The following is a 9795-nucleotide window of genomic DNA, read 5'->3' on the forward strand; positions in this document are numbered from 1 at the left end:
TACCAGAATCGGAGAAGCAGGTTACCCATCTCAAGATTGGTCGCCAACTTTTAAAGAAAGTGGATAGCAAAAAAGTATCCAACAGAGAGAATTTAGCGATCGAAGAGGATATTTTTAGTATTGCGAATCACCTCAATATGGGAATTGGGTTGATTACAGATGCTCAAGAGCGTCTCAAATTGTCAGAACTCAATCTGATTGCTGGGAAAAAAGCCAAGGATTCAAATGCCTATGCGGATGCAAAAAAATATTTAGCTACAGGGATTGGGCTTCTTCCCGATGATGGATGGGAAAGGCATTATCAGCTTAGCTTATCCCTTTATCAAGCGGCAACCGAGTCCGCCTATTTGAACGCAGACTATGATGAATGTCATCGACTGGTCGATCGGATCGTTCACCATGCCCATAATATTCTCGATACGATTAAGCCCTATAAAGTCAAAATTAATGCCTATTCAGCCCAAAAGAAATTTCGTGAAATCTCTACAACAGTTGGTTCTGTTCTGACGCGTTTAGGCGAACCCATTCCAATTTCGCCGAACGAGCTTCAAGTTGGATGGGAACTTATAAAAACAGAGATGCGTACGAGGTTGTTGCGAATTAAGGACTGGCGATCGTTAGCGCCCATGACCGATCCCTACAAACTTGCAGCAATCTTCATCATGAATGCCCTTGCGACCTCTGCGATCAATTTAGATCCTTTACTCATAGGGATTGTGATTCTTCGCATTGTCAGCCTGACTCTGAAATATGGGCTTTCGCCCGATGCCCTCATCCAAGGTTCTGCCTATGGACTGATTCGATGGATGGCTTTTCAAGATATTGAAGGTAGCTATCGAATGGGACAGGTTAGTATGCAACTGATCGAACAGCATAATGTTCGCTCGGGGACTTCCATTGCTATAGCTGCCTATGAGACTTGTTTAAGGCATTGGAAAGAACCTCTTAGAGATGGTCTGCCTAATTTGCTACAGGCAATCCAACTCAGTATTGAACTTGGTGAATATGAGGCCACTGGCTTTGTTATATTGGGCTATCTTATTCATCGGTTTTTTGTTGGAGATCCTCTAGAGGCAGTTATTCAAGATTTCCAGAATTACAATGCTTTTCTAGCGAACAAAATCAAACAGCCCTATATTATCGATCAAGAAAGAGCTTGGCATCAACTCTGTCTTAATTTTGTCGGTCTGGGAGAGAATATGCCTTTCCTTGTTGGAGAGGCATTCAATGAATTTGAACTCCTTCCAACATATTTGGCTGAGAAAAATGGAATTTCCATTTACTATTCCTTTACTGCCAAGGGTATTTCACACTATTTCTTTTATGATTACGAAACCGCGATCGCCTCTTTTCGTCAAGCTGTCCCCTACGCGCGATCGATTGTCAGTGCCTTTGGATTTGCCAATCATAATTTTTACTATTCCCTTGCCTGTTTGGGGCTATGTAGGAGTTTGCCTAAGCATTCTCGCCACACCTATCTGAGGCAGGTTGCCAAAAATCAGAAAAAAATGCAACGGTGGGCTAAACACTGCCCCATGAACTTTCAACACAAATACGATCTAGTAGAAGCGGAAAGAATGGCTTTGCAGGGCAAGCAAATACAGGCAATGGAACTCTACGATCGCGCTATCAAAGGAGCTAGAGAAAATGAATACATCCAAGAGGAAGCTTTAGCCAACGAACTAGCTACACAATTTTACTTGGATCAAGATAGAGATAAAGTCGCCCAAGCCTATTTTGGTGATGCTTGTAGGTGCTATCAAAGCTGGGGCGCACAGGCAAAAGTGCTGCACTTAGAAGAAACCTATTTAAAATTGGTCAGCCGTAAGTCCCTTACTTTCCGTGCTAACTCCTCCAACCCTAGAAATAATACCAACGCACCAGCAACTACGATTGGCTCGATAGGATTTGATTTGGTGTCAGTGGTGAAAACCTTCCAAGTTCTGTCTGATGAAATCGATCTAGAGAAGCTGCTTGCGAAGTTGATGAAACTTTTAATCGAGAATGCTGGCGCTCAGGTGGGTCATTTGATTCTTGAAAATGAGGGCAAACTCCAAATTGAGGCTTCGGGAACTGCGGAAAGTGATGAGGTGGAAGTGCTGCGATCGCGTTCCATGGAAAATATGATTCCTGCTTCAGTGATCAACTATGTCGTGCGTACCTTAGAGAGTATCGTGCTTGGCAATGCTACACAAGAAGGTAAGTTTACGAGCGATGCCTATATTCAATCGCATCAACCAAAATCCTTGCTTTGTATCCCATTGCTCAATCAAGGCGAACTGGCTGGTATTCTCTATATGGAGAACGATCTCGTCACCAATGCCTTTACAAACGATCGCCTTGAAGTTCTGACCCTGTTATCCAGCCAAGCGGCAATTTCAATCAATAATGCCCGTTTGTATACAAACCTCAAACGCTTTAACGAAAACTTAGAGCAACTGGTCAGCGATCGCACCCAAGAATTATCCCAAGCCCTCACAACCCTTAAAACTGCTCAAAACGAACTCGTTGCATTCGAAAAGATGGCAGCCTTAGGGAAATTAGTGGCAGGGGTTGCCCATGAAATTAACACACCGATTGGCATTGGAGTGACCGCAGCCTCTTTAATCGTCGATAAAACCCGAGAGCTTGAAAAAGCGTTCAAAGCTGGAGAGATGAAACGCTCAGATCTCGAAAAGTTTATGGAAATGAATCAACAAAGTGGCTCAATCGTTCAAGCAAATTTAAATCGCGCTGCTGAACTGATTCAAAGTTTTAAACAAGTGGCTGTGGATCAGTCCAGCGAAACGAGGCGATCGTTTCCGCTCAAAGCCTATCTTGAAGAGGTTTTGGTTAACCTCCGCCCTAACCTCAAGCGTACAAAAATTAACGTAAAAATTGTCTGTGACGACCATATTGTTCTTGATAGCTATCCTGGTATGATTTCCCAGATCGTCACCAACCTAGTCATGAATTCATTAATCCATGCCTACGATCCCAACGATAATGGGACAATTCTCTTTGCTATGTCTCAGCAACACGAACGGCTGGTTTTCGAGTTTAGCGATGATGGTAAAGGCATTCCCCCAGAGCATATCGGCAAGATTTTCGACCCATTCTTTACTACGAAACGCGGGCAGGGGGGCAGTGGCTTAGGGCTACATATTGTTTTCAACATTGTCACCCAAAATTTACAAGGTACGATTGCCTGCGAAAGTCAAGTGGGCGTGGGCACTAAGTTTGTAATTCAATTTCCGATCTGCTTGTAATTTACATGGTTGTAACCCCTAGCGATCGCTGCTGTAACTTGTTTTTCATGGATAAATCGTATAGTTATAGGAATTTATGATAGTGGACAAAATTATTAAAAAGTGTTGTGATGGTGTGTAGGGGTGCTGGTTCTAAATAGTTGCTATTTCTAAGTATTAAGTCTAGAGAGTCCAGATCTTTGAAGCACTGCTCAACCTATAGAAAAGCCTTTTATCTTTGATGATTGATGATGAGTTCGCAATTGCAGATGTGGTGGAATTTGCCGATGAAGTTGATGAAGTTTCACCGCAAAGCCTGAAGAGTTGGAAAGTTCTTATCGTCGATGACGAAATCGAAGTTCATGAGATCACAAAACTTGCTCTAAAAGATTTCACCTTTGATCATAAGCCCTTGCAATTTCTAAGCGCTTATTCGGGAGTAGAAGCTTGCCAAATCATGTCAGAGCATCCTGATGTCGCTGTTACCCTGCTTGATGTAATCATGGAATCCGAAGATGCAGGTTTGATGACGGTAAAGTACATCCGTGAAACCCTCCAAAATCGATCGATTCGGATTATTTTACGAACGGGACAACCAGGGCATGTACCCGAACGGCAAGTAATTGTCGATTATGATATTGACGACTACAAGGCTAAAACAGAATTTACGCCACAAAGGCTATTCACAACCATTATTACAGCGTTGCGATCGTACAAGGCTTACACATCTTTAGAGTTAGCTAGTCGAGCGAAAAGTGAATTCTTATCTCTCATGAGTCATGAAATTCGGACTCCAATGAATGGAGTTTTAGGGATGGCGCAACTGCTAACCTATACAAATCTTGACTCCGAGCAGAAGGAATTTGTCGATATCATTTTAAGCAGTGGCAGATCTTTGCTAAAAATACTGAATGACATTCTCGATTTTTCCAAACTTGATGCCAACCATTTAAAGTTAGAACTAAGTCCAGTTGATATTAGCGTCTGTATCAATGAAGTTCTGAGACGACTTTATCGCAGGGCTCAAGAAAAGGGCTTAGAGCTAAAATATTATTCCGATTCTCTACCCCATGAGTATTTTCTCTGCGATCCTAATCGGTTGCATCAGATTTTACTGAACCTCGTGGATAATGCCATCAAATTTACAGAAACTGGAGGTGTATATGTGGAATTTACTAAGCGATCGCACAATTCATTATCCGACTTATTCGAGCTACACTTTACGGTTAGGGATACAGGCATTGGCATTCCAGAACATCTCTTAGAAAAGCTATTCCAACCTTTTAGCCAAGTAGATGGTTCTACTAGCCGAAGATATGGAGGGACTGGGTTAGGGTTAGCAATCTCTAAAAAATTATGCGAACGCATGGCGGGCGGGATTTGGGTGGAAACCAAACTTGGGTACGGTTCTACTTTTCATTTCACCATTACCGTACCTTTAGTAACCGATCGGGTTTAGTCGAGCGTGACGCAGATGATTTGACCTGTAAAGATTTTTAGCCATTTTTAAGCAGAAAGACTCTGCAATGTGATATCGAGCGATCGGCAATTGCCGAAAAATAAATGAATTGGCACAAGGGCAAGAGTTGAAATTATTCCTATGTTTAAGTCGTATAATTACATTGATTTATACACAAATGTTGCAAAGTTGTTATGTCTTTGTTCTACTTCTAGCTATGTCAGCCAAAAGCCCACATATTTGAACCACCTACCCATTTACATCCTAAAGCTTTTTCATGGTTTCGATGATTAATGATGAGCCAATGACTACAGATACCCTTGAATTTGCTGATGAAGTTGATGAGACCTCATCCCAAAATTTGGAGTCTTGGAAAGTTCTGATCGTCGATGACGAAACGGAAATTCACAGCATTACGCGACTTGCTCTAGAAGATTTTATCTTTGATAACAAAAGACTAAAATTTCTAAGTGCCTACTCTGGCACAGATGCTCGCCAAATTATGGAAGAACATCCTGATGTTGCGGTTACTTTGCTCGATGTCATTATGGAATCTGAAGACGCGGGTTTATTAACAGCAAAATATATTCGTGAAACGCTACAAAATCGAGCCATTCGGATTATTTTACGCACGGGGCAGCCAGGACAATTCCCCGAACGGCAAGCGATCGTCGATTACGATATTGACGACTATAAAGCTAAGACAGAATTTACTTCGCAAAAACTATTCACCACGATTATTACGGCGCTGCGATCGTACAAGGCTTACACCGCATTAGAATCAATTAATCGTGAACTAGAAAAGCGAGTAGAAGATAGAACCATTAAACTACAAGAAGAAATTGACAAGCGTAGGGAAGCAGAAGAGATCCTTTACCAGTCTAGGTCGCTACTTGCGAGTATTTTAGATAGTTCGCTAGATGGCATCGTTGCCCTAAAAGCGATTCGTGACTCTGCGACGGGCAAGATCGAAAATTTCTGTTGCCTTATGAGCAATCAAATTCTTGCTAGAACCTTTGAACGCCGTTGCGAAGATTTAATTGGTGAGCTGGTTCCAAGAAATTTATTTACGCTTCTCGATCCACAACTCTTCGATCTCTTTGTGGCAATTGTTGAAACAGGACAACCGCTAGAAAGAGATTTTTATTACCCATGGCAAGACTCTTGCTGGTATCAATTTGTCGCTGTAAAGTTGGAAGATGGGCTGGCGATAACAGTTCGAGATATTACCGTTCGCAAACAGATCGAACTGGCTCTACAATCTGCCAATCAGCAGCTTGAAGCTTTGGTGAATTTTGATGGATTGACAAAGGTGGCTAACCGTCGCTGCTTTGATGCTAGATTACAAGAGGAATGGAAACGTTTAGCCCGAGAGCAACAAGCGCTTTCTTTAATTCTCTTCGATCTCGATTCATTCAAACGATACAATGACTTTTACGGACATCTTGCTGGAGATGATTGCCTAATTAAGGTGGCACAGGCAGCGCGTGCATCTGTTAATCGGGCTTCCGATTTAGTGGCTCGCTACGGTGGTGAGGAATTTGTCGTACTTCTTCCCAATACTAGTTTAGAAGGAGCAATCTCAGTAGCCGTTAACATTCAGCATATGATTCAAGCTCTAGCAATTCCTCACGAGAGATCGGATGTAAAGTCAGTTGTCACGGTTAGCCTAGGAATTGCCTCACTCATCCCCTCGATAGAAACTCAGCCAGATATATTGATTGGTCAGGCAGATTGGGCATTATATCAGGCAAAACAACAGGGACGCGATCGCTACTTTGCCAATACTTGATTTCCTCCTCTTGTTTGCGTGTCGAGCGCTCTAATGCGTATTAGGATAGATGAGCACCATCCTCTCTAACGAATCCAGATTTACCTAATTTCTATGACCTATTACATTGCCCCAAAGTTTTTAGACAAGCTTGCCGTTCATATTACCAAAAATTTCATGAATTTGGCGGGTGTATCTGTCCCGCTAATTTTGGGCGTACATGGGAATAAAGGGGAAGGGAAATCATTTCAATGTGAGCTTGTACTCGAGCGCATGGGCATTATACCTGTACGCATGTCTGGAGGGGAGTTAGAGAGCCCAGATGCTGGGGATCCTGCCCGACTGATTAGACTGCGCTATCGTGAAGCTGCCGAGTTAATTAAAGTACGGGGCAGAATGTGCGTACTCCTGATCAACGACCTCGATGCAGGTGCAGGGCGGGTAGATAACACTACCCAGTACACAGTGAATACGCAATTGGTCAATGCTACGTTGATGAATATTGCCGACAATCCCACCAGCGTGCAGCTACCTGGTAGCTATGACATGAATCCAATTCGGCGCGTCCCGATCGTTGTTACTGGAAACGACTTTTCTACACTCTATGCCCCCTTAGTTCGTGATGGACGCATGGAAAAATTTTATTGGGAGCCCGATCGCGACGATCGCGTTGGGATTGTGAGCGGTATCTTTGCTGCCGATGGATTAACTCACCGAGAAATTGGAACCCTTGTCGATCTATTTCCCCAGCAATCGATTGATTTCTTTAGCTCCCTGCGATCGCGCCTCTATGACGAACAGGTGCGACAGTTTATTCACCAAGTAGGGCTAGAAAATCTATCTTTACGCATCGTTAATAGCACAGAGCCACTTCCAGAGTTTCGCAAGCCTGACTTTAGTTTCCACACCCTAAAAACCTTTGGAGAAATGATGCTGGCAGAATCTCAAAGAGTTCAAAAGCGCAAACTAGTCGATCAGTACTTTCCACTCTCCCAAAATTAGCGAATGGTTGAGTATTGAACTACCAAATCTTGAATGCGAATCACAACTTTGACGGCAGAAGGTTAACGTTTGATTAACTCTTGGTTATTGTTTATAGGTTGCATTTCCTTACAGACCCTACCAATATAAAGATTGAAAGATCTGTCTCAGGGGCTAGCACCAGTGAAAAAAAGTATTTTGTTGGTTCAGTTATCTGAAGAACAGGGAAAACTGTGGCAGGCAGTTCTCACATCACAGCAATTCGACGTGACGTGGAAATCTCCAAATACTGATATTTTGAACTTGATTGAGCAGATGCATCGTGAAGGGAAGAAATTGCCCGATGCGATCGTTGCAGATATTGGGCTGCGCAGTGCAGGTTCCTCAGCACTCTTGGCAAGTCCTCTATGTCGTTGGTGTTCGGAATTTCATCCAGAGACAAAAGTAATTTTAACTAACCCCCGACAAACTCAAATTCGGCAAGTTGAGCAACGGTGGGCGATTCGGCAGGGAGCCTCTGACCTTTTACCCAGACTCGACAAACAGAACCTAATCGATCTAGTCAGCAAAATCTCTGGTTTTCTAGGATGCCAGTTTTTAAAAGCACCCTTAGACAAGCTAATGGGGCATCCCGAGCCAATCGATCTCGCAGTAAAACCACAAACTGAGGCAGATGAGCGAAAGAGTATTAGAAAATCTGCTACAGATGACTTAGCACGTAAAATGGCTCTCATTCCCCTCATGGTCATGTCTAGTGGCTCAAAGGGAGATACCCATAGCCCTGCCGTTTCCACTTCCTTAAACCATCATGTTTCCTTGGATCTGACCATTCAAGACATGAGGCTTTATGACTTTGCGATCGAACTTGATAGCCTCGGTTTAGCTTTAAGAAAAGTTTTTCAAGAAAACCCCCGTTTACCTGGGGCAATCATCCTCAATCGCGGTATCTACGTAGGTATGATTTCTCGGAAGCGGTTTTTAGAGTTTTTGAGTCGCCCCTATGGTCTGGAACTATACAATAAGCGCCCAATCAAAGTTCTATTCGAACAACTCAATCCAGAGTTCTTAGTTTTGGATGGTAACATATCGGTTGTAATGGCAATGCAGAGTTGTTTGCAAAGACCGCAACATGTGATCTATGAGCCCATCGTGGTTCGACTGGAAGGAGGCGTTCACAAACTACTCGATGTGCATGACTTGTTTTTAACCCAGTCACAAATTCACGAATTAGCGACCCAATTGCTCCGCGAGCAAACCCAAGATCGGATGATTCAAACGGAGAAAATGGCAAGTTTGGGACAGATGGTCGCTGAGATTTCCCATGATGTGCGTACACCAGTCAATTTTATTTATAGCAACATAGACTACTTGTCAACCTATACTGAGCAGCTTATCCAGCTATTAGCTGCCTATGAAAATGCACTACCTCAACCTTCCCAAAAAATTACCGAGCTTAAAGAAGAAGCGAACTATGGATTTATCAAGGAAGATCTTCCCAAAGTAATTAAAGGTATTCGATTTGGTAGCGAACAATTGATGCGTCTGGTGTCTGGTTTACAAAGCTTTTCGCGTATGGATGAGCAAATGTTGCCGAGCGATACCGATGTCAATGCCTGTATTGAGAACAGTTTAATAATTTTAGACACGCGTCTGACAAATATTCGGGTGATTAAGAACTTTGGTAAACTTCCCTTGATTCAGGGTTTCCAAGGTCAGCTCATGCAGGTGTTTTTAAACCTAATTGGGAATGCTACCGATGCCCTTTTGGAGTTTACAGCAAAATCATCCGTGGCTACGACTGATTTTTTAACGCATAGCAGCACGATGCAAGTTTCTGGTGAGAAAGGAAGTTCCACTTCTGTTTTAGAATCTGAACCTTGGCATCCACAAATCGAAATATCAACATCCCTTGGCATCTTGGGACAGAGTTCAGAGACTGATTCTAGTAAGACAATCGCTCAATGGGTATCCGTTAAGATTTCTGACAATGGACCTGGCATTCCCAAGGAAATTCAAGCGCAAATTTTTGAGACTTTTTTTACGACAAAGGGTTCAGGCAGGGGAACAGGGTTGGGCTTAACCATATGCCATCAGATCGTCACCGAGAAACATCAAGGCAAACTCAACCTGCGATCGCCTTATTATGCTGGTTCTCTCTTAACCATTGGCACTGAGTTTGAAATTCTGCTACCTGTCGATCTGAACGCTTTAGGAAAGCGTGATTAAAGCATGAGATCAAAAAATAGAACTGCTCTCCTAGGAGGGCAGTTCTATTTTTTGTTTGGGAAGGAAATGATGTCTATACTAAGAGAGTGTTTGAGAAGTTAAGCAAGACGTTTTAGGAGGATTTGAATCAT

4 protein-coding genes and 1 pseudogene are annotated in these 9795 nt (G+C 42.9%); all 5 read left to right on the forward strand.

Going from position 1 to position 9795, the window contains the following annotated elements; genetic code table 11:
* A partial coding sequence (locus V2H45_RS23340) for a trifunctional serine/threonine-protein kinase/ATP-binding protein/sensor histidine kinase (protein WP_330486094.1) occupies window positions 1-3248 on the forward strand: 3248 nt, incomplete at its 5' end.
* A 220-nt stretch (window positions 3249-3468) separates the two neighbouring features.
* A complete protein-coding gene (locus tag V2H45_RS23345) occupies window positions 3469-4686 on the forward strand; it encodes a hybrid sensor histidine kinase/response regulator (RefSeq protein WP_330486098.1) in 1218 nt (405 codons plus the stop codon).
* Between the two features lie 304 nt (window positions 4687-4990).
* Window positions 4991-6478, forward strand: coding sequence for a diguanylate cyclase domain-containing protein (locus tag V2H45_RS23350; protein ID WP_330486095.1), 1488 nt, complete (start codon window positions 4991-4993; stop codon window positions 6476-6478).
* Between the two features lie 93 nt (window positions 6479-6571).
* A pseudogene (locus tag V2H45_RS23355) lies at window positions 6572-7453 on the forward strand (AAA family ATPase); the annotation flags it as partial.
* A 168-nt stretch (window positions 7454-7621) separates the two neighbouring features.
* Entirely contained in the window at window positions 7622-9664 is a 2043-nt protein-coding gene (locus V2H45_RS23360; protein WP_330486097.1) for a HAMP domain-containing sensor histidine kinase, read from the forward strand.
* Window positions 9665-9795: the final 131 nt, after the last annotated feature.

The sequence above is a fragment of the Tumidithrix elongata BACA0141 genome (assembly GCF_036349135.1).
Taxonomy (GTDB): Bacteria; Cyanobacteriota; Cyanobacteriia; order Pseudanabaenales; family Pseudanabaenaceae; genus Tumidithrix; species Tumidithrix elongata.